This is a genomic window from Microbacterium sp. W1-4-2 (assembly GCF_058349885.2).
On the sequence record NZ_JBYRJC020000001.1, the window covers coordinates 175749 to 202691 of the forward strand.

Genomic DNA, 26943 nt, shown 5'->3' on the forward strand with positions numbered 1-26943 from the left:
GTGGGCGATCTGCCCGGCCTCGACCTCGGCTCCGAGGGATCCGATGCCGTGGTCATCGACACGGACGCCGCCGGCTGGGGCTGGGGAACCGGCGCGGACCACATGGACCTGCTCACGGTCGTCCGGCATGAGATCGGCCACTTCCTCGGCCTCGGCCACGACACCAGCGGGCTGATGGCGCCGACGCTCGCGGCCGGTCAGAGCTGGAACGTCGATGCGTCGCTGCTTCCGCAGGCGGCGCCCACGACCTCGGCATCCTCCACGACGACCTCCGGCTCGACGTCGACGGCGACCGCCGACCAGACATCGTCTTCCACGGACACCACGTCGACCGACGCGACGACCACCGCGACGGACTCCACGTCGTCCGCGCCGACGGACTCCGCCTCGACGGCACCGACCGACGCGACCACGAGCCCCGCCGACGCGACGACGGCCGACACCTCGACGACCTCTGCGAGCAGCCGGACGACGGCCGACACCTCATCGGCCGGAACCTCGACATCCGGCACCCCGACCACCGTCACCACGACCGGCGACACGACGACGACCGCGACCGACAGCGCGACCCCCGCGACGACGACCGACACCGCATCCACGGCGGACGCGGCATCCATCACCAGCGACGCACCGACGACCACGGCCCCCACAGGGCTCGCGTGGGCGACGGACGGCGGCACGCTGACCCTCGCCGCCGGCGCGACCGCGCTGCACGGCACCGTCACGTACGAGCCCGCGACCGGGGCCGTCCGCTTCACCGGTGCGGACGGCGCCACCGCGATCGCGCCGATCGGCGGCGCGACGAGCGTCGTGATCCTCGGCGGCGCCGGCGACGACGCCGTCACGTTCGATGTGACGGGCGCGCCCGCGGGGCTCGCGTTCCGCTTCGACGGCGGTGCGGGCGCCAACACGATCGGCGGCCCGGCATCCGACACGCAGTGGTCGGTGACGGGGCCCGACGCCGGCGCGTTCGGCGCCGTCGCGTTCACGCACGTCGGCCACCTCGTCGGAGCTGCGGGCAACCGCGACACGTTCACGGTCCAGCCCGGCGCGTCGCTCACCGGGCTGCTCGACGGCGGTGCCGGCGGCTACGACACCCTCGTGGTGGCGGGCCGGCGGGGCACCGTGGGCTCGACCGCCATCGACCACAGCTCGGGCGCCCTGCACATCGACGGCACGACGATCGCCTACGCGGGTCTGGAACCCATCACGCTCGACGCCGGCGTCGTGCACGTGAACGGCACCGCCGGCGACGACGTGATCACGGTCGGCCTGACAGGAGGCGTGATCACCGTCAGCTCGCCGACGTTCGAGACGCTCGACTTCTCATCGGCGGTCACCTCGGTCGAGATCGACGGCGGCGCCGGCAACGACTCGGTGTCGTTCTCGTCCGACCTGGTGATCCCCGGCGTCTCGCTCACGGTGAACGCCGAGACCATCACCGTCGACGGCGTCACGATCAACACGCAGGGCGGGGCCGCCGACGGCTCCATCGATTTCGAGGCGATCGCCTCCGACGACGGCACCGCACAGGTCGCCACCATCACGGCGGCCCCGAAGGCGACGATCCGGATCACCGGCGCCACTGTTCGCGGCGGTGTGATCACCCTGGCGGCATCCGCCACCGCGGCGCCCTCGTTGAGCACGCCGGTCAGCGTCGTCACCGTGACCTCGAACGCGACCGTGTCGCTCACGAACAGCAGGATCGAGTCGACCGGCGACGTCGCCGTCTCGAGCGACTCGACGGTCACGGCCGCCGCCACCCCGACCATCAGCAGCACCGCCGACCTCCCGGCCGTCGACGCCGCCTACGCACAACTGAACGTCACGTCCAACGCGCAGACCAACCTGTCGGGCTCGACCTCGTTCCACGTCGCCGGTGCGCTCGACCTGTCGGCGCGCACGACGTCGAACCTCACGGCCACCGGGGATGCGCTGCTGGCCGGCGCCGGCGCCGGCGTCGCGGTCCTCACACTGAACCAGACGACCAGGGCGTACATCGACGCGAACAGCTCCGGCAACACGGCGGCATCCCTCGCGGTCACCGCCGACACCGACAACACGATCACGACCCACGCCGCGGCAAGCCCCGGCGGCGCGACGCAGAACACGGGCGCCGACGGCCACACGGTGATCACCCCGGCCCAGTTCGTCGGCGGAACGATCACGGCCCTCAGCCCCCTCGACGTCGCGGCCGCCCTCGCCGTCACGAAGGTGAACACCGACACCGAGGCGTATATCACGCCGGCATCCGGGTCGTTCGGCATGGCGACTCCGGCGGCGGGCAGCGTGTGGGTGCACGCCGACGGCCCGACCGTGGCCACCACCACGGCCGACGGCCACGCAATGCTGCGCACCGGCTCGGCGATCGCCGCCGCGGTGGCCGTCGCCATCGCCCACGACACCACCGCCGCCTCGATCGGCGGCGCGGTGGACCTGCAGACCGGCACGGTCACTGTCGACACGGTGCAACCCGCGGACCCCGCGACGGGCAAGGCTCCGACATCCTCACAGACATTCGACACCCGGGCGCTCTCCGGCGGCGGCGCCACCGTGAGCAATCCGATCATCCCCGTGCCGGGGGCCGGCATCTCGGCCGCGAGCTTCCAGGGCTCGTTCGCGGTGAACGTGCTCACGGTCGTGCACAACGCCACCGTCGCCGCAGGCGCCCACCTCGCTGTGCACGGCGCCGACGTCGTGCTCGCCAGCAACCACGCAACCGAGTCGACGACCAGCGCCCGTCCCTCCGGCTTCTTCTTCGACCCGGCGACGGCCATCGAACCAGACCACCAGACCATCGACCTGCCGTATCCGCTGATCGACGCGCGCGGACTGCCAGCGAGCACGCTGCAGAAGGTCGTGTACACGAACGGCGGCGGCACGAACATCGACGGGCTGGTCGCAGGTGGCACGTACTACCTCGACTGCGTCGGCACCTCCGCGCTGCCCGGCGTCTGCGTGTACGACCCGATCGCCAAGGTCACCCGCGTCAAGCTCGCGTGGGCGAGCCTGTCGCTGAACCCCGCCTCGGCCGACCTGAAGGTCATCACCCTGGGCGTCGAGCCGGATTCCGGCACCGACCACCTGCTGACGCTGCTCGACAAGCCCGCCGACACGATCGGCGTGGGCGCCGGGATCTCGGTGAACATCGTCGACGACGCGGGCAATGCCACCGTCGGTGACGGGGCCGTGCTCATCGGAGCCCGCGATCTGACGCTGACCGCCGGCACGACCCACGAGATGACCGTCGAGGGCAAGGCGGGCTCGTCGGGCGGCACGGTCGCCCTCACCCCGGTCGCCTCGGTCGCCATCTCGAACGTCACGACGCATGCGGGCCTGGGCGCCGGGACCGCTCTCGTGCTCACCGGTGCGTTCGACGCCGAGGCGACGCAGACGGCATCGGTCGGCGTCAGCGCCAGCGGCGACACCACATCGGACGGGGCCATCGGCGTCTCCGCCGCGATCGACGACGCGAACCACACCGTCACCGCCACCACGGCGCGCGACATCACCGCGGCGGGGTCCGCGACCTTCCGCGCCACCGGCTCGTCGGCCACCTCCGCATACTCGTGGGCCGGTACCGTCGGAGCTCCTGACAAGAACACCTCGGCGTTCACCTCCGTGACCGACGAGGGAACCCACTTCCTCGGCATCGCCGACAACCTCGCCGGCGCCAACGGGGCGGCGAGTGGTTCCTCCGGCATCCCGAACGGCGGCACCGCGGGCGACAGTGCACCCCTCAGCGTCGCTGCGGCCATCTCGTTCAACCTCGTGCACACGAAGAGCGATGCCACGCTGCCGGCCGGCGTGACGCTGACGGTGACCGGCGGACCGGTCACGCTCGCCTCTTCGGCGAACACCGACGCATCGGCCACCGGCGACGGCGAGACCGCCACCGACGGTGCGGTCGCCGCGATCGGTGCGGGCCTGGGCATGAACGTCGTCACCGCCGTGAATACGGCCGACGTCGCCCCGGGTGCCGTGATCCATGCCGACGGACTGACCCTGAGCGCGACGGTCACGCCCGTGTGCACCGCAGAGGACGAGGACGGCAACTGCACCGAGTGGGGCGACACCACCCACACGTTCAGCGCCGAGGGCGACTCGGCCGCGTCCGGTGGCGGCACGCTGGGCCTGGACGGCTCGGTCGGCATCGATCTGGTCACGGTGACCACGAGTGCGCAGCTGCGGTCGGCGAACGGGTTCGTCGCGACGGCCGATGCCGGCACCGGCGACGTGACGATGGATGCCGCCTCCAACGTCGAACAGTCCGCCACGGCGCTGCCTTTCCTCGACGCGTTCGACCCGAACGACGGCGCGCACATCCTGAAGGACGCCGACGGCAAGTACACGATCATCCACCTCGACTACGCGCTGGCCGACGGCAATCTGCACACCGGCGACGAGGTCGTCTACCGCACCGGCGGCGGCGACCCGATCGGCATCGAGCCGACCCTGCTGACCACCGGCACTGCCAAGACACTGGTGAACAACCAGAAGTACTACGTCATCCTGCTCCAGCCCGGCTACTTCCAACTGACTGAGACCTGGGTGGAGGGAATTGCGGGAGCGCCGGGTCACCCGGGCGACCCGCTCGTGTTCATCCCGAGCGAGGCCACCGGCGATATGCACTACTTCGTGCCCGACGGTGAGAACCCGAAGATGGGCATCGGCGCCTCGTTCGCGTTCGACCTCGGCCAGGTCACGACGATCGCCGGCATGCAGAACGGCGCAGTGCTCACCGGCGGACACGACCTGACCGTCACCGCCGCCGACGAGAATGCCGTCGACACGCTGGCCGTGAGCGGCTCTGGCGGTACCGTCGCCCTGTCGCCGTCGGTCGCCCTGACGATGGTGTTCCTGACCACTGCGGCCGAGATCGGCACGGGCCCCGCCCTGACCGTCACAGGCGATGTCGCGTTGGGCGCCGAGCAGACGGCGAGCGCCGGCAGCGAGGCCAGCGGTGACACCGACCCCGACACGCTCGGAATCGCCCTCGCACTGGTGCTGGGCGAGGCCGTCGACGATGTGCACGCGACCGTTGCGCGCGACGTGCATGCGGGCGGAGCCGTCACGCTCACGGCGAGCGGGTCGTCGGCCAACGAGGGCGGGACGGATGCCGCGGCCCCCGGCGCGACCACGCAGTCGGCCGACGGCATCAACGGCATCGCCGACAACGTGCTCGGTCAGGGCAATCTGTTCACGACGGCGACCACCGGCAAGAAGGCGACGCCCACCGCCGGCACGAGCGACGACGGCGGCGCATCGCTGTCGATCGCCGGCGCGTTCACGATCCTCATGATCACCACGACCTCGCGGGCCGCCTTCGCCGACGGGCTGACGATCACCGCCGACGGCGGCGCCGTGACCCTGGCCAGCAGCGCGAACACCGATGCGGTCAGTGCGGCCAACGGCAGCACGGTGACGGCCTCGACGGCAGGAGTGGGCGCCGGCGTCGCCGTCAACCAGGTCTCGATGACCAACATCGCCACCACCGGCGCCTCCGCGATCACGGCCGACGGGCTCTCTGTCACCGCAACGATGACGCCTGTCGCCGCCGAGACGCCCGAGGCCGCCGACGGCACGGAGTCGGCCCCGCCTGCAGCCCCGGACCGCGTGCACACCGTGAGCGCGACGGCCATCTCGGGCTCGAGCAACCCCGAGAAGATCGGCGTGGCCGGAGCGTTGGCGATCAACATCGTCGCGTCCGACACCGAGGCCCTGGTCCCGGCCGGGGCGTCGGTGAACGCCGGCGCCGGTGACGTGACCCTGACCGCGCAGTTCGTGCAGGATGCCACGGCCGAGGCATCGTCGAAGGCCGGCTTCAAGACGTGCGGCAATCTGTTCGGCCTGCCGTGCAACATCTCCACTGCCATCACCGGCGAAGACGCGAGCGGCTCGGGCCTCGGCATGGGCGCGTCGGCCGCCATCCAAGTACTCACCCCGACCAAGACCATCGCGATGATCGCCGACGGCGTGCCGCTGATCGCCGGCGGCGACGTGACGATCACCGCCGATTCCGAGCGGACCATCACGACGGTCGCCGAGGCGGGAACCAAGGGCGGCAACGCGTTCAGCCCCTCGGTCGCGCTCGTCGTCGACACCGGCGACACGGCCACCGCCCTGCTGGGCGCGGCCACCGGCGTGCTCACCCTCGACGGCGAAGTGACGATCTGCGCGACGCACACGGTGACGGCCGAGACCGAGGCCAACGCGAACGTCGAAGCCGAAGAGATCGGCGTCGGCGCCGCCGTCGCGCTGCCGATCATCACCGGCTGGAGCACGCTGGCGCAGCTCGGCCGCGGCGTCGCGGCCGCCGCCGTCACCGTGTCGGCGGAGTCCGAGGTGGATGCCTCGGCCAACACGAACGCGAGTGCCATCGGCGGATTCGACCTGCCCACCTTCGGCGGTGCCGGCAAGTCCGCGGACCAGACGGTCAGCGACACGATCACGAGCGACCCGAACGCCGGCGGCAAGGGTGCGAACTCGCCCCCGTCGGCCGACAGCACCGCCACGCAAGGCGGCACGAAAGCCGCAGCACAGAGCGGCAAGTCCGGCGGAGGCGTCGGAGCCGCAGCATCCATCGCCGTCGTCTGGATCCAGACGACGAACACAGCACGCATCCTCCCGGGTGTCACGGTCACAGTCACCGGCCCGGTCGAGGTGGAAGCCACCCAGCTCACGGGCGTCGCAGCCCGGGCCATGGGCATCGCGCTGAACCCCAAGGACGCCAAGACCAACATCGGCGCCGGCGTCGGGTTCACCTCACTGTCGGTGTCGAACACCGCCGACATCGGCGCCGGTGCCACCATCACGGCCGGCGCGATCCGCGTCACCGCCGGCACCCCGGTCGATTCTGACACCGGCGTCCCCGGGCAGAACAGCGTCATCGCGTGGGGCATCGCCGCCGCCGGCGGCAAGACCGACCCGCAGGTCGCGGCATCCGTGGGCCTGAACGTCGTCTCTTACACGACCAGTGCCCACATCGGTGCCGGTGCCGGCTTGTCGTCGGCCGGTGATCTCGTCGTCACCGCGGGCAACCCGCTCGGGCTGCAGAACCTCGCCGTGGCCGGTGCGCTCTCGCAGGGCGGCGCCGCCGTCGGGGCGGCGACCGCCGTCAACATCCTCACGATGGCGACCACGGCGACCGTCGATTCGTCGGCCACATCCCGCACCCGCCTGGACGCAGGTCACGCACTGACCGTCCAGAGCAGCGCGAGCATCGAGCTGCTGGGCGTGGACGTCGGACTCATGGGCTCGAACGTCCTGGCAAGCCTGGAGGGCATTCCCGGCGTCGTGCTGATCCCGTCTCCCGGCAGCGTCGTGGCCTCGCCCGCCGTCTCGACCATGGCGGTCGCCGGTGGTGTGGGCTCGGGTGTCGCGTCGGTCGGCGGCTCGTTCGTCGTCAACGTGTGGAACCGCACGACCACCGCGACCATCGGCGACGGCGCCGTGGTCGACCAGCGCATGACCGGCGGCGCGACGCAGACGATCACCGTGCTCGCCCGTGACGACACGCAGCAGGTCGAGATCGCGGGTGCCCTGGGACTGTCGACCGGGGATGCCGGCATCGGCGTGGCCGTCATCGTCGATGTCGTCGACACCACGGTGACGGCGAGCCTGGGTGCATCGACCCGGGCGGCGGCGGGCGGCGACATCACCGTCAGCGCCGCCTCCACCGACCCCGTGCTCGCGATCGCCGCCTCGGCGGGCATCGCCGGCGAAGGCGGCGGCGCCGGATCCATCATCGTGATCGTGCAGAACCAGGCGGGCGGCCGGGGCGTCACTGCCTCGATCGGCGGGGGAGCGGGCACCGGCACCACGGTGCGCGCAGGCGCCGGCCTGACCGTCACCGCACACCAGAACGCCGACGACCCGGCCCTGACCACGGCCCCCGACCGCAGCGCGCACTGGCAGCCCGCGAGCACGTGGCAGTCGGGCACCGGTTACCAGGCGGGGGCCGTCGTGGGCGACAACGCCGGCGCGTTCGTCGCGACGCGCACCGTCGCGACATCGACCGACCAGCCGGGAACGTGGCGCATCATCCCGGCGTGGGATGCCACCGCCGACTACGATGCGGGCACTGTCGTCGATTTCGGCGGCACGCCGTACGCAGCGCTGGTGCAGGTGCTGAGCGCGGCGCGAGGCCCCGACGGAAAGATCCTCACGCCGGACGCCGACGAGACCGAGTGGGCGGCGCTGCCGACGCCGGGCGACTGGTCGAAGGACTCCGACTACGCCACCGGCGATCTCGTCACCGACGGCGGGCGGCTGTACCGCGCCACCGTCGACGTCGTCGCGGCCGCCGATGCGCCGAGCGACTGGGCGGCCGTGGACGACTGGACCCGCGGCGGCTCGTACGCCGTCGGCGACGTGGCCCTCTACGAAGGGCTCACCTATCGCGCGCTGACGGCACAGGACCACTCGATGACGAACCCCGTCCTGGACACCGCCGACTGGCAGCGCACCGACCTGTGGGTCGCCGGCGGCTCGTACCAGGCGGGTCAGGTCGTGCTGTTCGGCACCGCGTTCTACCGGGCGACCACGGCCGTCGCAGGTTCATCGGCCACACCGGCGATGGATGCCGCGCACTGGGCGCCCGTCACCGCCTGGCAGTCCGGTGCCCACTATTCGGCCGGCGACCTCGTCGCGTTCGGCGACCGCGCCTTCCGGGCCGCCGACGCGCTGGACGGCACCGCGGCGCAGAAGATCCAGCTGTACGCGGGCGGACTCGCCTACGGCGACAGTGCCGGCTTCGGCCTTGCCGCAGCCACGCTCGTGCGCACGAGCCCCGTCACTGCCGCAGTCGCGTCGGACGACGACGTCAGCGCGGTCGGTGACACGCTCATCGCCGCAGAGCAGGCGCAGAAGATCACCCAGATCGCCATCGCCGGAGCCGCCGGCGGCGACGCGGCCGTCGGCGGCTCGTCGACGGTCCTGGTCCTCAGCGACACGACGGCCGCATCGATCGGGGACCGCACCCTGGTCAACTGCTATGCGGGATGCGTGAACCCGGCGGCGTCGACATCCACTCAATCCGTCGTGGTCACCGCCACCGACACCAGCCACATCGTGGGCGCGGCAGGCATGCTCGCCATCGGCGGCTACGTCGGCGTCGGCGCCGGCGTCGATGTGAAGTCCATCACGAAGGCGACGACCGCGAGGATCGGCACGTCCGCACACGTGCAGGCGCGCGGCGATGTCGTCGTCTCGGCCACCTCGAGCGAAGACATCCTCGCGCTCTCTGCCGGCGGCACCGGCGGAGGTCTCGTCGGCGTGGCCGCGAACGTGGCGGTACCGGTCATCGACATCACCACGGCTGCGAGTCTCGGCGACGACGCGATCGTGCGCGCCGGCGGCAACGTCATCGTCTCGGCGACGGAGACGATGAACCTCGACACCGTGGCCGGCAACGTCGCCGTCGGCGGCGCGGTCGGAGTCGGCGCGGGCGCCGTCGTGCCCGTGGTCACGAAGAAGACGACCGCCACGATCGGCTCGGGGGCCGATGTCACCGCGCTTGCGCAGACGGCGAACATCACACACTCGACCGTCGCCACCGGCGCAACCCAGGTGATCGGCATCGACCCGGCGTTCAACCCGCGCGTGCGCGGCACGTCGGGCCCCGGCGGCACACGGGGCCTCGAGCCCGACGGGGTCACGTTCAATCTCGGGTATGCGCACGGCTTCTCGAACGGGCAGCAGGTCGCCTACGACGCCGGCGGCGGCGTGCCGCTGACCGGACTGGTCCCCGGGCACACGTACTACGTGATCGTCGTCTCGCCCACCGAGATCCAGCTCTCGCTCGCGCCGCGCGGCCCCCCGATCGCCGTCGGCGTCCCGACCACAGGCCTGATGGGCGAAGCACAGCGGTTCGTCGCGACCAGCCAGGCCAGCACCCCCATCACACAGGGCACGACGATCGTCCCCCGGTTCGACCCGGCGACGGACGTGAACCCCGACGGCAGCATCACGCTTCCGTACCTGCTGCGGACCCCGGACGGCAAGCCGCTGAAGACCGGCGACCAGGTGGTCTACAGCGCCGGCGGCGGCGCTCCCGTCGGCGGGCTCGCCGATGGCCACACCTACTACGTCATCGTCATGGCGGCCGCGACCGGCACCACGGGTATGACGATCCGTCTCGCCGACAGCAAGTGCCACGCGACCGGCAAGGCAGCCGACTGCGACCCCTCGGCCACCGGGAGCATCGCACAGCAGTGGCTGTCCCTCAGCGCCGGCGCCACCGGCCGCTCGCACAGCATCGTGCCGGCCGGCCAACTGCCCGTCGCCGACGGCACCGCGACCGGCCCCCAGACCATCACCACCGAGACCCGCGGCGGATTCGGCGGTGTGGCGGTCACCGCCGCGAACAGCGACCTGATCTCGTCGGTCGGCGTGAGCGCCGCCGCCTCGGGCGGCGTGGCCGTGAACCCCGTGGGTGCCGTGGTCGTCTCGAACATCACGACCACCGCCACGATCGGTGCGTCGGCATCGGTCATCACCACGGGAAGCCTGCTCGTCGCCGCCGGTAGCGAATACCATCAGCTCGCCGTCGCCGCGGCCGGTGATCTGTCCGCCTCGGTGTCGGCCGGCGCCGGAGTCGTCGTGGGCGTCGTGACCCTCACCACGACGGCCACGATCGGCGCCGGCGCGACCGTCGGCGCCGGCGGCGACGTCGCTGTGACCGCCACCGGCGCCGAGCAGCTCGTCGACGTCACGGCCGCCGTCGCGGTCGGCGGCGACGGCGCCGTCGCCGGCAACGTCGGCGTCACCGTGCTCACCATGACGACGACGGCCTCGACCGGCGCTGACGTGACGCTGACCGCCGGCGACAACCTGCTCATCGGCGCCACCGACGACACCGCGCTGACCCTCGTGGTCGCCAACGTGTCCGGAGGGGCCTTCGCGGGCGTCGGCGTCGGCGTGAACGTCGCCGTCGTCACCAAAGACACCGAGGCGTACCTCGGCGGCACGAACACCGTCACCGTCCGTGCCGGCGGCGGTGCCCTGGCAGGCATCGACGACGGCACGATGCAGACGGCGGCCGGCGGCGGTGGCACGTTCGGCACCGTGACCGCCGGGTTCCACGGGCTCGCCGTGCAGGCGGCATCCACCGAGCAGCTGTTCGGGATCGTCGCGGGCCTCGCCGTCGGCGCCGGGGCGGTCAGCGGCAGCGTGGGCGTCACTGTCTTCACCGTGACCGTCAAGGCGTTCATCGCCGCCGGCACCACCGTGAACGCCGCGGCCTCGGGCATCGACTCCACAGTGGGGCCGAACCAGTCGGTGTCGGTGGCGGCCACCGACTCGATGAGCACAGTCACGTTCGCCGGGGGACTGGCCGGTGGCCTGGGCGGTGCGGCGGGCGGCGTCGACATCGGCATCGCGAACGTCACCGTTCAGTCCTACCTGGGCGCCGGCAGCGTCATCTGGGCGTCGCAGGGCGTCACTCTCGCCGCCCTCGCGCTGAAGAACATCCGCACCTTCGCGATCAGCATCGGCGCCGGCGTCGTCGGGGTCGCCGGCGCCGTGTCGGTGTGGTCGGTCGGGGCGAACCCGACCACCACCTACCAGCAGAACGACCAGGGCACGAACCGTGGCCAGTGGACGCCCGGCACGACATACGCGGTCGGCGACGTCGTCACCTCGGGCGGACACACCTACGCGTCGCGTGTGAACGGCAACCTCGGCCACACGCCGACCCCGGGAGACACCGTCTACTGGGCGCTCAGCGACCATGACCCCACGGCAGGCGACGGCGGTTCGTCGACAGGCATGGGCGACGCCGTCGCGTCGGGCGCGAACGGCGGCTGGAGCTCGATCCTCGCGAACGCCGCGAACCCCGGGCAAGCCGGTCCGGGCTACCAGCAGCAGCTGGGTACCGTCATGACCGCGGGGCAGAACGCCGTCGGCGCCGCCGCCCCCGGCACAGCGGTCGTCTCGACGCCGTTCACGCAGCCGGCACCGCCCACCGGAACATCAGCCACGGTCTACGGCACCGTGCACGCCGGCGGCAGCGTGCTGGTGCACGCCGCCGACGGACTGGGCGTGCTCTCGGTCGCGGGCGCCGCCGCAGGCGGGATCGGTGCCGTGGGCGCCGGTGTCAGCATCGTCTCGCTGGGCCAGAACACCGACGCCGGCATCGCGAACACGGGGATCGTCAGCGCCGGTGGCGGCGTTGCCGTACACGCCGAACTCGACGAGCAGGTGCTCGGCACCGCCTTCACCGGCGGAGTCGGCGGCATCGCGATCGGCGGTCAGGTCGTCGTCGTCCACGACGGCAGCGCGCAGAAGGCGCACATCGACTCCGGTGCGGCGATCCCCACCGCGGGCCTCATCGACGTCCACACCGCCGCCACCCGCGCGGTCGGCGGGGTGGCCGTGGGCGTCGGCCTGGGAGAGGTGGCAGCCGCGGGAGCCTCGGTCGCGGTCGTGCAGGTCACCGGTGACACACTGGCCTCGATCGGCGACGTCGCGATCGGCGCCGCCGGCCCCATCGGTGGCATCTCGGTGGTCGCCTCCGACATGTTCACGCCCACCGACATCGCCGTCTCGCTCCAAGGAGGCGTGGGCCTGGGCGCGCTGAGCGCCGCCGTCGCCGTCGTCACCTACAGCGGCACGACGCGTGCCGAGTCCGGCGCGCACGGCACCGTGCAGATCGGCGGCGACGTCACGATCGCAGCCACCGGGCAGCGCACGAACGTGGACGCGCTGATCGTGAACGTGGCCGCCGGCGCCGCGGTCGGCGTCGGCATCGCCCTGGCCCAGGCCTCCGACGACCGGTCCACCGAAGCGGCGCTGCTCACGACCGGGGCGATCAATGCGGCCGGCGATGTCGCCGTCACCGCCGAGTCCCGCAACTCAGTGAACGCGACCGGCACCGGCGTCTCGGGCGGCTTCCAGGGCGAAGACGTCGCGGCCCTCACGCTGATGCTGGCATTCGCGACGGTGTCGGGCCACACCGGTGCTCGCATCGACGGTGATGTCACCGGGTCGCAGTCGATCACTCTGGGCGCGCGCGCTGAGAACTCGACAGCCGCCACCGTGGCGGTGGTCGCGGTGTCGATCGGCGTGGGCGCCAGCGGCGCCTTCGCACAGGCTCGTGTGACCGCGGATGCCGTCATCTCGGCGATCGTCGGGTCTGCGGCATCCCTCACGAGCACCGGCGCGGTCATCGTGAACGCAGCGGTGCAGGGCGTCGGCGACACCGCCACCGCCACCGCCGGTGGCGGAACGACCGGCGAGATCAGCGTCGGCGTGCTGGTGTCGGATGCCGAGGTGGCCGGCGCCGTCACCGCGTCCGTCGACGGAACCGTCGCCACCGCCGATGCCCTGAGCGTCACCGCCGTCGGCAGCAACACCGTGAGCGCCGACACCGTCGCCGTCGGCATCGGCACGTGGGTCTCGGGGGTCGGAACCGGGTCGCTCGCCGCCATCGCGGACACCGCGGACGTGACCGCACGACTGACCGGCACCGCCGCGGCCACGGGCGCCGTCGTCGTATCGGCCGAGGGTGCCAACTCGGCCGACGCCAAGAGCGACGCCGGCTCCGGCACGCTCGGCCTGGCCATCGGCGTGACCCTGCCGACGGCGCGCATCTCCGGAGCGGTGATCGCCTCGGTGACAGGCACCGTCACGGGTGCCGCATCGCTGCAGGTCGCAGCCTCGGGCGTGAACACCGCGTCCGCTGAGGCCGTCGCCGTGACCGTCGGTCTCGCCGCCGGCAGCGGCGCATCGTCGGAGGCGACCATCACCTCCGGCGCCGACGTCACCGCACAGATCACATCGACCGCCTCGACCACCGTCAGCGGCGCGACCTCGGTCGCCGCGACCGGCACGAACGCGGCGAGCGCGAAGTCCGACGGCGGCGCGCTCGCCGGCCTGTCCATCGCGGTCATGCTGCCCACCGCCACCGTCGAAGGCGCCGTCGTCGCCGAGGTCGACGGCATCGTGTCCACCGGCTCCCTTTCGGTGACGGCATCCGGCGGCAGCACCGCCTCCGCGACCACCGTCGTCGTCAACGTGACGCTGGCGGGTGGAGAAGGCACGAGGGCCACCGCGACGGTGACGAGGGATGCCGCTACCAGCGCCGGGATCGGTGCTGTGGCCCATGTCACCGCGACCGGTGCCGTGACGGTCGGCAGCTCGCTGTCCATCGGGCAGAACAGTGCGAACGCCTCGGCGAGCGGCGGCCACGGCGGGATCATCAACGCCGGTGCGTTCGTCGCCGAGGCCACGGTCGGCGCACCGGTCGCCGCACACGCCGACGGCGTGATCACCGCGTCGAGTCTGAGCGTCACCGCGACCGGCGGGTCGAACGTGCACAGCGAGACGACAGCGGCCGGCATCGGCCTCGGGGCGAACGTCAACACCGTCGTCGACTACGCGGCGGTGACGGCCGACGCGGCCGTCACCGCGACCGCAGCATCCAGCGCTCAGCTGGCCGTCACCGGTGACACCACGATCTCCGCGACGGGAACGAACACCGCGACCGCCGCGGCAGACAGCGGCTCGGGCAGCCTTCTCGTCGACGTCGGCGTGGCAGTGCCCACCAGCCGGATCGACGGCGGGGTCACGGCATCCTTCGCCGGCACGATCCACGGCAACGGGCTGAGCGTCACCGCCGACGGCACGAACACCGCCACCACGACGTTGACGCCTGTCGTCGTCGGCCTCATCACGGCGGTCGAGGCCGGCGGCGCGGATGCCGAGATCACGACGTCTGCGGATGTGAGCGCCGCCGTCGCGATCGGAGCCGATCTGACGCTCGCAGCTCACGGGGCTGCGGTCCGTGCGACCGACCACAACAGCGCGAAGGCGACGATCGTCGGCGGGGCCGGGTCGGGCGCCGTCTCGGTGTCCGCACTGAACGCGACCGCGGGCGACGCCGCGGGAGCCGCCGCGACCTTCGCCGGCACGATGCACTCGGGCGCGACGCTGGATGTCGCGGCGGGTGGCACCGATGCCGCCACCACGGACATGATCATCGCGAATGTGTCGATCATCGGTGAGGTGGAGGTTCTGGAAGCCTCGAGCACCGTGTCGGGGGCCGTCTCGGCGAGCCTCGGCGCCGGAGCGCAGGTGCTGGCCGTCGGGACCGTGGTCAGTGTGGACGCGCAGCACAGTCAGACCGTTAATGCCTCCGCGTCCAGCGGTGCGGGCGCTCTGATCTCGGTCACCCACCCGGGCGCCGACGCCACAGCCACCGGCAGCACGACCGCCGGCGTCGCCGACGGTGTGAAGATCGGCTCGGCCGCGGCCGCTGCAGGATCACTGTCGGTGACGGCGCAGGACACGTCCACCGGCTCCTCATCCGCCGTGGTGGGCGCCGGCGGCGCGATCAACGTGCGCGGCTCCGACAGCCACACCACCGTTGCGCCGACCGTGACGGCGTCGATCGGCAGCACGGCCGGTGCCGCCACACCGACCCCGATCCGGGTGAGCGGAGACGTCACGGTCACTGCCACGTCCGTCAGGGCCGAAGGCAACGCGACCTCTCGAAGCTATGGCGGCGGCGGCGTGGACGTCGGCTTCGCTCGGGCGACGGTCACGACCGCGCCGACCGTCAGCGCATTCACCGGCACCGGCGTCACGATCACCGCCGGCGGGGCGGTCACGGTGCAGGCGCAGACCCAGGCGAAGGGAAGCACGCCGCTGCTCGACAGCTACGCCGCCGGGGGCTACCAGATCATCAACGGCATCCCGACGAACCTGGCCAACGTCAACAGCAGCGCCGACACGCTGTACTTCCCCAGCCACGGTCTGGCCGACGGCGACACCGTGCTGTACATCGGCACGTCGGTGTCGGGCCTGACCACGGGGCGCATCTACACGGTGCTGACCGCAGGGCCCGATGACCTGCAGTTCGGCGCCGCCTTCGACAACACCGCCACGATCGACTCGAGCGACCTCAGCGGCTCGGCCGGGGTCGACCCGAACCGCTCAACGATCCGATTCGCCACGCCCCACAACTTCGTCACCGGCGACGCCGTCGTCCTGGCCGGCACCGGGATCGTCAACGGCGTCGACGTCAGCGGCAAGACGCTGTACGTGCGCGTGATCGACCCCTACACGATCCAGCTCTACCTGAGCAAGACCGACGCGATGGCCGCCGGCGTCACCTTCAGCGTCGGTTCGGTCGCGGGTGACGGCACGATCACCGCAGCCAACTCGTTCACGGCTGGAGAGCGGGTCACCTACCAGGCACCGCGGCCCCTGACCTTCACTCAGGCCGCCGTGAACGTGTCGACCTCGTGCACGAAGGACGCGTGCTACGCGTCGAACCCGGGCGCGAACAACATCCTCGTCGGCCCGTACGCGGGCCAGAACGCCGACAACCTGCCGGTGTTGAACGCCCACAACCTGCAGACCGGCCAGGCCGTCGTCTACCGGGCGTCCACCGGCGCATACGGGTTGGGCAGCGGGCTGGTCAGCGGGCACACCTACTACGTCATCTATGTCGACCCGTACATCATCCAGTTGGCCGCCTCGTATGACGACGCAGTGGCAGGCAAAGAGATCGCACTGACCACACCGCCGGCCAGCGACTCGGGAACCTACGAGATCGCACCGGCCCCGATCGGGAACCTCGTCGACGGATACACCTATGTCGTCGGTCCGAACCCGACGGCGACGACCTTCACACTGCAGAGCGTGAACGGCCAGCCGTTGACGTGGGACACGACGCACGTGTTCGGCACCCAGACGGTGTTCGCCACCGGACTCGCGCTGCAGGCCTGCACGGGCTCGTGCGGCACCGGAACCGTGCGCCTGGACATCGCCGCGTCGGGGACCGGCGACTACTCGCTGTATGCCCCCGTGGTCCCGACCGACGGCACATCCTACGTGTCGCTGCGGCTCGTCACGCCGCCGGCCGGCGACGGCCAGTCGTCGGCGTCGGCGGCCGGCGGCAACGGCGGGTTCGTGGCGGTGGGCGTGCCCTCTGCCGAGGTCGACGACACCACGACGGTGACTGCGGTCCTGGGCGGGACGATCATCGCCGCCGGCGATGTGTCGGTCCTCTCGAACGCGGTGACATTCGACGCCTCGTCTGCGCAGAACACCACCGGCGGTTTCGTCGCCGTCGGCGTGGTCGACTCCACGCTGGACGTGAACGTGACGAACCAGGCGAGCGTCGCCCCGAACGCCGTGGTCTCGACCGGCCGCAATGTGAAGGTGGCGGCATCCACCACCGTCTTCTCGGACCTGTACGCCGACAGCGAGGGCGGCGGCTTCGCCGGCGGCTTCACGGCCAACGGAGCCACCGACATCTCCGATCACACCACCGCGACGGTCGGCCGCAACGCGAACGTGGCCGGCGACACGGTGCAGGCCACGGCGACCTCGGGCGGCCACAGCACGTCGTTCGTGCACGCCGTCATGCACGCGCTGTTCGGCAGCACGGAGACGAACCACGGCATCCAGATCAGCTCGAGTGACCAGACCGCTCTCGACGGGGACCCGTCGACACACACGCTGGTCACCGGCCGCCACGGCGTCGATGTGCGTGCCTGGCACGGGAACTGGTCGTACCTGAGCGACGCCTACTCGCACTGCGGCTGCATCGGAAGCTCCGGCGGCGACTATGCCGACAGCATGGCGCTGACCAACAGCGTCATCGGCGACGCCGGCGTGACCCTGTACGTCGGGGCCCGCCTGGTGCCGGGCGTCAACGAGCCGGGAAATGCCCCGGCGTCACCGCTGAAGACCAATGGCGACGGCTCGCTCGTCCTGTACGTCGAAGGCCAGAACGAGGGCGCGTACAACCACACCAGCGACTTCGGGGACGGCCCGTCGTCTGCCAACAGCATCGGCTGGAACTCCGACGTCGTCGTGGATTCCGGGCCCGATCCCTATCTTGTGATCGGCCCCGACGGCAAGGTGCTGACAGACGTCAACGTGAAGGTCCTGGTGGGCGGCGCGTTCATCATGCCGAACATCGGGGACGTCCTCACCGGCCCGATCATCGTCCAAGACATCATCAACCACGGCACCGGCGACATCTACATGACCTCCGCCGAGGGGTACATCCGCGGCGGCGCAGGGACGCCCGACGGGCATTTCTGGGGCACGTTCACGTTCCACCAGAACTTCGACGCGGTCACCATCATCAACGAGTCGAACCTCGACATCACGATCGGCGACATCGACGTGATCAACGCGACCGGCACACCCATGGTCACGCTGAACACCGTCGAGGCGCCGGACCCGAAGAGCGTTTCCGTGCACTTCCGGATCGCGCAGCTGGTCACCCCCTCTCGTGTGGTGCTCGCGGGCGCCGGATCCGGCTCCCTCACCCTCGCCGGCACGATCACCAACCCGATCGGTGAGACAGATGTGCACAACCTCGGCGGCGCGATCGTCTCGGCCACCGACCGGGGCCAGATGGTCAACGGACACACAACGCTCATCACGACGAACGTCCTGCATCTGGACGCCCCGACCGCCTCGATCGGTGCGGCCACGACGGCAGGCAGCCACCGCCTCAGCGTCGACCTGATCTCGTATCAGGGCCACCCCGAGCAGATCACCGCCACCGCGGGCACCGACCTGTACCTCGACCTGCGCACCTGGCTGCGCGACCCGACGATCCCCGATTCCGCGATCGCCGGGGCACCCGTCCCCGTGATCGCCATCGACCACCTCGTCGCCGGCGGTGACCTCAACCTGCTGCTGCAGGCCACCGTGTACGGAGTCGGCACCAAGAACCTGCCCGGTGTCGAGGTCGTCGTGCCCTCCGAACCTCTTGACCGCACCTACTTCAACTTCTTCCGCGAAGACGCCCTGTGCCCGGTGCCCGGCAGCACCACCGACGCGTGCCCGTACAACGTCGGCGCGTTCGGCGACACGCCGCACGCCGTCGCCAGCACCTACGACTTCAGCCTGCTGGACGCCGGCTCCGCCATCCCGAACGGATCGATCACGGTCGCCGCCGCGCACTCCGCACCCGCCGACACCCGCATCAACCTCATCGGCCTGGTCGAGGTGCACCAGAACGGCAACGTCAACACGATGACGAACGGGTACGTCACGCTCACCGAGAGCGCCGCCGACAGCATCGCGATCCACCTGGTGATCCAGACCGGCGAGCTGCCCGACGCCACGGACTTCGTCACGACGACGACCCAGACCATCGCCGCCGGCCCCAACCGCGACCTGCGCGCGGGCCTCATCGAATCCACCGACGACGACGTGACGCTGACCTCTCCCGGCTCGATCGTCGACGCACCGGTCGGCTCGGCCATCCCGCCCGCCACCGGCGATGCCGGCCCCGACGTGGTCGGCGTCGACATCACGATGACCGCGAACGGCGGCTCGATCGGGCAGGACGGCAACTTCCTCGAGATCGACTCGTCGGTCGACCGGTTCGGCGTGCTGACGGCGTCGGCTACCGGCGTGATCCGCATCACCGAGACCAGCGGCGACCGCACGGCCGGCTACGCGCACCCCGGCGACCTCAACGTCAACACGGTCACCACCTGCTACGGCACCAGCGCCGCCACGTGCGCCGACGTCAGCCTGGCCACGACGGCCGGCTCGATCCTCGACGGCCACAACCTGCTCCCGAGCGGCACGGGCGCCGCCGGCGGCACGACCGTCAACGTCATCGGCAACTCGATCGACCTGCTCGCCGTCGGCGGCGGCATCGGCGCCTTCACCGACGAGCCGACCGGCGTGTTCACCGGCGACCTGAAGCTCGACTCCGCCGCAGGGGTGGGATGCCTCAGCACCTACACTCTGGACTGGCTCCACGCCACGGCAGCCCAGCGCGCGGTCACCGCGACGTGCGACATCGCCGCGCAGGCGTCGACCGGCATCCACCTGACCGAGCTCTCCGGCCCCGCGAACGTGCTGCTCGCGCACGCGGCGAACGGCGACGCGCGCATCACGACGACCGAGACGCAGACCGAGGGAGGCGACATCCTGCTCCTGCACGACGGCTCCACCCTCGTGCGCGAGAACGCCCCGCAGCAGGTCCCGAACGGCCTGATCGAGGCCGACAACGGCAACGTGCTGCTGCTGGCCGCCGACGATGTCGTCACCGACCCGAGCGGGCAGATCCTGGCCACGACCGAAGCGAGCGACCCCGGCACCGGCAACACCGCCGACCCGAACCGGCCGGGCACCGCCACCGGAAACATCGACATCCACGGCGACTGGCACCCGGGCGTTGCCGACGCCACCGCGAACGAGGGCACGATGATCGTGCTGCGCGGCGAGCTCACCCCCGGAGCCGGCGGACTCACCCGCGTGTTCGGCAACGGCGACGACGACCGGATCACGTTCGACCAGACGCTGCTGGGCGGCCAGACCCGCGCTTACGGATCGGCGCAGCCCACCGCGTACAAGGGCTTCGCCCCGGCCGGCGACGGCGAGGACACGCTGACCGTCTACCTGCTGCAGACGATGCCGCGCACCGGCACCACGCTGAGCCTGGACGGCCAGGCCGGCACCGACCACTACGTCGTGTGGACGCACGGCAGTGAGCACGGCGACGCCCACTATGTGATCAACGTGCTCGACAGCGGGGCGCCGGCCGACGGCGTCGACACGCTCACCGCCTACGGCGCCGACAGCACCGCGAACGGCATCGACCCGAACACGCACCTGCCGTACCCGACCGACGACATCTTCCTGCTGCGCGCCGCGTCGTACCTGCCGGGTGAGTCCGCCGCACGCCCCGACGTGTACTGCGGCACCACTGGCGACAGCGCGTGCACGAACCACCCCGCCTACATCGCCGTGCTGCACCCCGCGCCGATCGCGGGCACCGACCCGCTGGTGGCCGCGCAGACCTCCGGCTACGCCGGCGTGGCCGAGCGGATCACTTACGACAACGCCGTCAACGGCATGCTCTCGGTGCTCGGCCTCGGCGGCAACGACCACTTCGCCGTCGATGACAACGCCGCGATCACGAACCTCGACGGCGGGGCCGGCGACGACACGTTCCAGGTCGGCCAGATCTTCGGCATGCGCCGCGACGCCGCCTACAGCGGTCTGTCTCCCGCCGACCGGTTCGCGACCATCGCCACCACCCGCGGCTACCTCTCCGAGGGCACGAGCGCTCCGCTGACCGCGCAGGGCGGCAGCGGCGACGACACGTTCACCGTGTACTCCAACCACGCTGCGCTGCGGCTGGAAGGCGATGCCGGCAACGACCTGTTCCTCATCCAGGCGTTCGCCCTCGCTCGCACCGACGCGAACGGCACCCTCATCACGGGGCCGGTCTTCACCGGCCAGGTCACGATCGATGCCGCGGCCGGCACGATCGCCCGCACCGACGGCGGCAGCTTCGTGGCCGACGGCTTCGCGGTCGGCCAGACCCTCGCGATGCAGGGCGCGGGCGCCGGCGACGACCACGACGCGGCGCACACCGCGGTGATCAGCGCGGTCACCGCCACCACGATCACTCTGGCCAAGGGCCTGACCACGACCGCCCCGCTGCAGCACGGCGGCACCTTCACGGTGTCGATCAGCGGCGGACCGGTCACGCGCACGACGGTCACCGTCGCCGCCGGGTCCACGGCCGGCATCAGCACGATCACCCGCACGGCCGGCAGCTTCGTCGCCGACGGCTATCTGGTCGGCCAGGCCATCGGCCTCGTCGGCACCGGGGCCGACGACAACGGGGTCGGGTGCACGGCGACCACGACCCAGCCGTGCCTGCCGTACGTCATCACGAAGGTCTCGGCATCCACTCTCACCGTGCAGGCCGTGCTCACCCCGGGCGTCTTCACCGGCGCCACCGTCAGCGCCGTGCTGCCGAGCCCTGTTCTGACCACCGGCTTCAGCACCGCCGCGCAGACCGACGTGCGCGCCGGCGCCGGAGACGACCAGGTGCAATACAACGTGAACGCCCCGGTCTCGGTCGACGGCGGCACCGGCTTCAACAAGATGGTCGTGCTGGGCACCGAGTTCGCCGACCACATCGTCGTCACCGCCGCGGCGATCTACGGCGCGGGCCTGACCGTCGACTACGGCAACGTGCAGGTCGTCGAGGTCGACGCGCTGCAGGGCGACGACACCGTCGACGTGCTCTCCACCGCCCTGGGTGTGGTCACCCGCGTGCTCGGCGGGCTGGGCAGCGACGTCATCGACGTCGCCGGCGACGTCGTGGGCGACGTCGTCAGCCGCGACCCGAACGGCACCCACTCCACGATCAACGAGCTCGTCAGCTCGAGCGACCCGGCCTACAAGGACGTCGTGGCCGCCGGCATCCCGGTCTCGGTGTCGCGGCCCACGCAGGGCGTCGTCATCATCGGCGAGACCGGGGGTCTCACCTCGGTCGCGCGGCTGGGCGAGGGCGGGCCGATCGGCACGGTCGACTCGTACACCGTCGCGCTGAGCACCGCGCCGACCTCCGACGTCTGGATCACCGTCTCGGCCGGCGTGAGCCCCGACGAACTGCGCCCGGGCGCCGACACCGTCTACCTGTGCACCGGCTCGGCCGCCGCCTGCGCGCAGCCTTCCGACTACTTCCGCACCGTGTACGTCGACGGCGTCGCACAGTACGAAGGACTGAACGGCCCGGGCATCGCGAACCGGTCGGTCGTGCTGCACTTCACCCCCGGCGACTGGAACATCCCGCAGCTGGTCTGGGTCGCCGCCGCGAACGACACCACCCCGCAGGGCGACATCAAGGTGGTCGTCGCCCACTCCGTGATCAGCGCCGACCCCGTCTTCGCCGGCGCCGTGGTCCGCGACGTGACCGTCACCGTGCGCGACAACCTCACTCCCGGCGTCGACGTCGTCCAGCTCGACCCGTCCGGCGCCCCCGACGGCGACACCACCGTGATCGAGGGCACGACCGTCACGCAGCTGACCGACACCGTCTCGATCGCGCTGTCGCATGACCCCGCCGGCACCGTCACCGAGATCATCACCCCGACCGACGCGCGCCTCATCCTCTCCAGTGCCGACTCCCGCTTCTCGCTCGGCGCCGTGGTCGGCGGCATCCAGACCTACCGCATCGTGTTCGGCCCGGCCGACGGCACCACCCCGGTCATCATCACGGTGCGCGCGGCCGTGGACTTCCGACGGTCGGATGCCGGATACACGACGCTGAAGATCACCACGCTCGCCGCGGGCACCGGCCGCGACACCGCGTTCGACGGCGTCACCGCGCAGACGGATGTCATGGTCTACGGCGACAGCACCCCCGGCGTGTACACGGCCCAGACCGGCGGCAGCACCGTCGTCAGCGTGGGCAGCGGCGGCACGCCCGGCATCACCGACACGTTCACGGTGCGCCTGCTGTCGGCCCCGGCCGCACCGGTCACGGTGGGCCTGGTCACCGACGGGCAGGTGCTCGTCGCGACCGACGCCGCGTGCGCGACCAGCCTTCTCGGCCACGTCTGCATGGTCTCGATCGGCGGCACCGCGTCCATGGGCACCATGATGCCGGCCGTCACGTTCGACGCGACGAACTGGTGGGTCCCGGTCAGCGTCACGGTCTCTGCCGACGCGTCCTACGTGCTGCCCCCGGGCCGGGCCGACCTGTACACGTTCCCGAAGCAGCCGCACCTGCTCTCGGCGATCCGCGGCCCGCTCGAGATCGACGGCGGCACCGGGGGAGAGCAGCACACACTGAGCACCGCCGTCATCCTGCCCGGCGAGATCGACACGCCGCCGTTCGGCATCGGCCGCCAGCCGTCCGAGGCGCGCCAGGTCGACGTGCTGAACGTGTTCGACGACGGCAGCCGCGCCGATCAGACCGGCGACCTGACCTCGACCGCGCTGACCGGCTTCGGCATGGGCCCCGGCGTCAGCTTCACCGGCCCCACCTCGTTCGGCGAGCCGAGCTCGTTCCCCGGCGGCATCTCGTACGGCACGATCACCGTCGACGCGAACGGGAACTTCGTGACGGATGCCTCGCACACGACGATCGAGGTCCTGAACATCGTGCTCGGCCAGGGCAACGACAGCCTGACCGTCCACAGCACGATGATCCCCGGGCCCGACCAGGCCGCCGACGACGGCCTGCCGACGGGCATCCCCGCGCTGCACGGGGGCCTGACCGTCCTCCAGGGCGGCGGCAACGCGCTGCTGCAGGTGACCGGAACGTTCACGTGGACGCCCGGCTCGGCCGGCGCCGCGACCCTGACACGCACCGACGGCTACTCGTGGCACGACGCCGGCTTCGCCGTCGGCCAACGGATCACCCTGCCCGGCAGCGCCGTCTACGGCGCCTACACGATCACCGGGTTCGCGGGCGGCAGCGGCCAGACCCTGCTGCTGCAAGGCGCCCTCGTCGGCGCTCCGGCCGCCGGCACCCTGGCAGGCGTGGTCTCGGTCTACGATCCCGCCTCGCCGCAGACCGGCTACGTCCGGGTCGGCGGCGACCACATCGTCGTGCTCGACGGCCCCGGCGTCGGCGCCGGTTCGCCCGGCCCCAGCTCGCCGCTCGTGATCTACGGCGACACGTCGCAGGACGGCATCTGGTACAGCGGCAGCACGGCGCTTCAGTCCGGCCACGACTTCGGTCCCAAGCCCACGATCGAGCCGGTCGGCAACGCGGCCGACTACGTGTTCCCGGTCGCGCAGCCGTTCGCCTACGCCGGCAACGACATGATCGACGCCAGCGCGCTCGACGCCGCGATCCCCGGCTTCGCACTGCCCTCGATCGGCGTGACGATCTACGGCGGCGCAGGCGACGACACGATTCTGGGCAGCCAGGCCGGCGACATCCTCGCCGGCGGCTCGGGCGACGACCTCATCCTCGGCGAACGCGGCCGCGACCTCGTCTACGGCGACTCGGGCGTGAACATCGACGTCATCAGCCGCGTGCTCACGGTCGCGACCGTGAACGTGAGCACGCTGCCCGACGCCGACAGCCTGATCGCCGGCCACGACGTGCTCATCGGCGAGGGACTGGGCTCGGCGCCCAGCAGCGCCACGACGCCCGGCGACGCGAACAGCGAGGACGAGGACGTCATCTTCGGCGACCACGGCGCCGTCGTCCAGGACGTGCAGGACCAGCGCACCTGGGCGCTGGACGAAGCAACGAACACGTTCGTCGAGACCAGCGGCGCCCGCCCGCAGCGGCTGCAGACGACGACCGAGCTGATGGCGCTGCAGAGCGTGCAGCAGCAGAACGGCGCGAGCGACACGCTCGAAGGCGACCTCGGCAACGACATCCTCATCGGCGGCGGCGGTGGCGACACCATCTGGGGCAATGACGGCAACGACCTCGCCTTCGGCGACTTCGGCGCCGTGTCGTGCACCCAGATCGGCACTGCGCCCGTCGACCCGACGCTGTCGAACGCCGGTTGCCGCATCGCGGCGAGCCTGCTCCCGTTCGACGTGCCGCTGAACGACCACACCTTCCGCTGGACCTCGCTCGACACGCAGGCCGGCGCGAACTGGGGCAACGACCTGATCAACGGCAACGCCGGTGCCGACATCCTCATCGGCGGCGCGGGCTCCGACCGCATCACCGGCGACGCGGGCGACGACGACATCATCGGCGGCAACACCGGCGACCCGGTCGCGACCGCCGACGGCGGCGTCGTGGCGAACACCGGCGGCGCCGGCGGCTACAACGGCGGCGTCGACGACAGCCGCGGCCTCGTCGCGTTCGGCGACGTGTTCGACCGCACCGGCGGCACCGACGGCGCCCACAGCGCCTGCACCACAGCGGCCGACTGCCGCTACGGCGACTTCCTCGACGGCGGCGCCGGCAACGACGTCATCGCCGGCGACAACGCGACGATCCTGCGCACCGGATCCGACGCGAGCGCCCGCATGCGCGTGCTGCGCGGCACCGATATCCTGAGCACCATCGACGGATCGTCGAACATCGCCGGCACGAACGTCGACGGCGTGAGCCTGCCGTGCCAGTGGATCGACCCGAACGGGCTGGTCCCCGCGACCTGCACCGACTACGGCTATCAGCGCGATCCGCGCGGCGCGCACGTGCGGTACATCCAGCTGTACGACCAGAGCTTCACCCCGCCCGCCGGCACGTTCTCGGACAGCGACATCGCCGGCGGCGCCGGAGACGACGTGCTGTTCGGCCAGCTCGGCGACGACTGGATCCAGGGCGACGGATCGGTCATCGACGACGAGGGCCGTGTCACGATCGACGTGCAGACGCGCAACACGGTCACCGATCCGCGCGCGTCGGTGGAGGATGCCGCAGGCCCGGGCAGCGACGGCAACGACTACGTCGAGGGCAACGGCGGCGCCGACGTGATCTACGGCGACCTCGGGCAGGACGACCTGGTCGGCGGCAGCTCCGACATGTTCGGCCTGATCAGCCGCGACCAGCGCCCCGACGGCGCCGACACGATCTACGGCGGCGCCGGCACGCGGGTGGGACTGAACGACCGCGGCGACCTGTCGGCGCAGGGCCACGCCCACGACGCCGACGTGATCATGGCCGACAACGGCGACGTCTACCGCCTGGTCGGCGCCTCCGGCAGCCCGACCCTCGACGCGAACGGCCGCGCCAAGCCGGCGCTGTCGTTCCTCACGTTCAACTACGACACCTACGGCGGCGGCACGACCGAGCGGATCGTGCCCCGGTCGTACAGCTACCTCGACTACACGGTCGGCACCGCATCCGCCGCCGACATCGGCGGCGCCGACCTCGTGCACGGCGAAGCCGGCGACGACGTGATCCTGGGCCAGGTCGACGACGACGTGCTCGCCGGCGACGGCCAGGACGACACGATCATCGGCGGAACCGGCGACGACCGCATCTACGGCGGCGCGGGCGACGACCGCATCCTCGGCGACGACGGCTACTTCAAGGTCAGCCGCAACGGCCTGACCGAGCCGCTGTGGGACCTCGCCACCCCCAACGCGACGGACGTGCTGCTCGCACTGCCCGGCCCCTTCACCCAGGCGACCACCTTCGTCGGCGGCGCGCTGTTCGACGAGGCCCGCCTGCTCGGCTACGACAACAGCGACCCCACCGTGGGCGGCTACGCCGACATCATCTACGGC

The 26943-nt window shown here is 71.6% G+C and carries 1 protein-coding gene (cut by a window edge); it reads left to right on the forward strand.

What is annotated here, in order from left to right:
- On the forward strand, positions 1 to 26943 hold the 5' portion of the coding sequence (locus tag AC3RX0_RS00865; protein ID WP_498165827.1) for a hypothetical protein. The gene runs 5460 nt beyond the window's last position; only the first 26943 of its 32403 coding nucleotides appear in the window; the start codon lies at positions 1 to 3; the stop codon falls past the right edge of the window.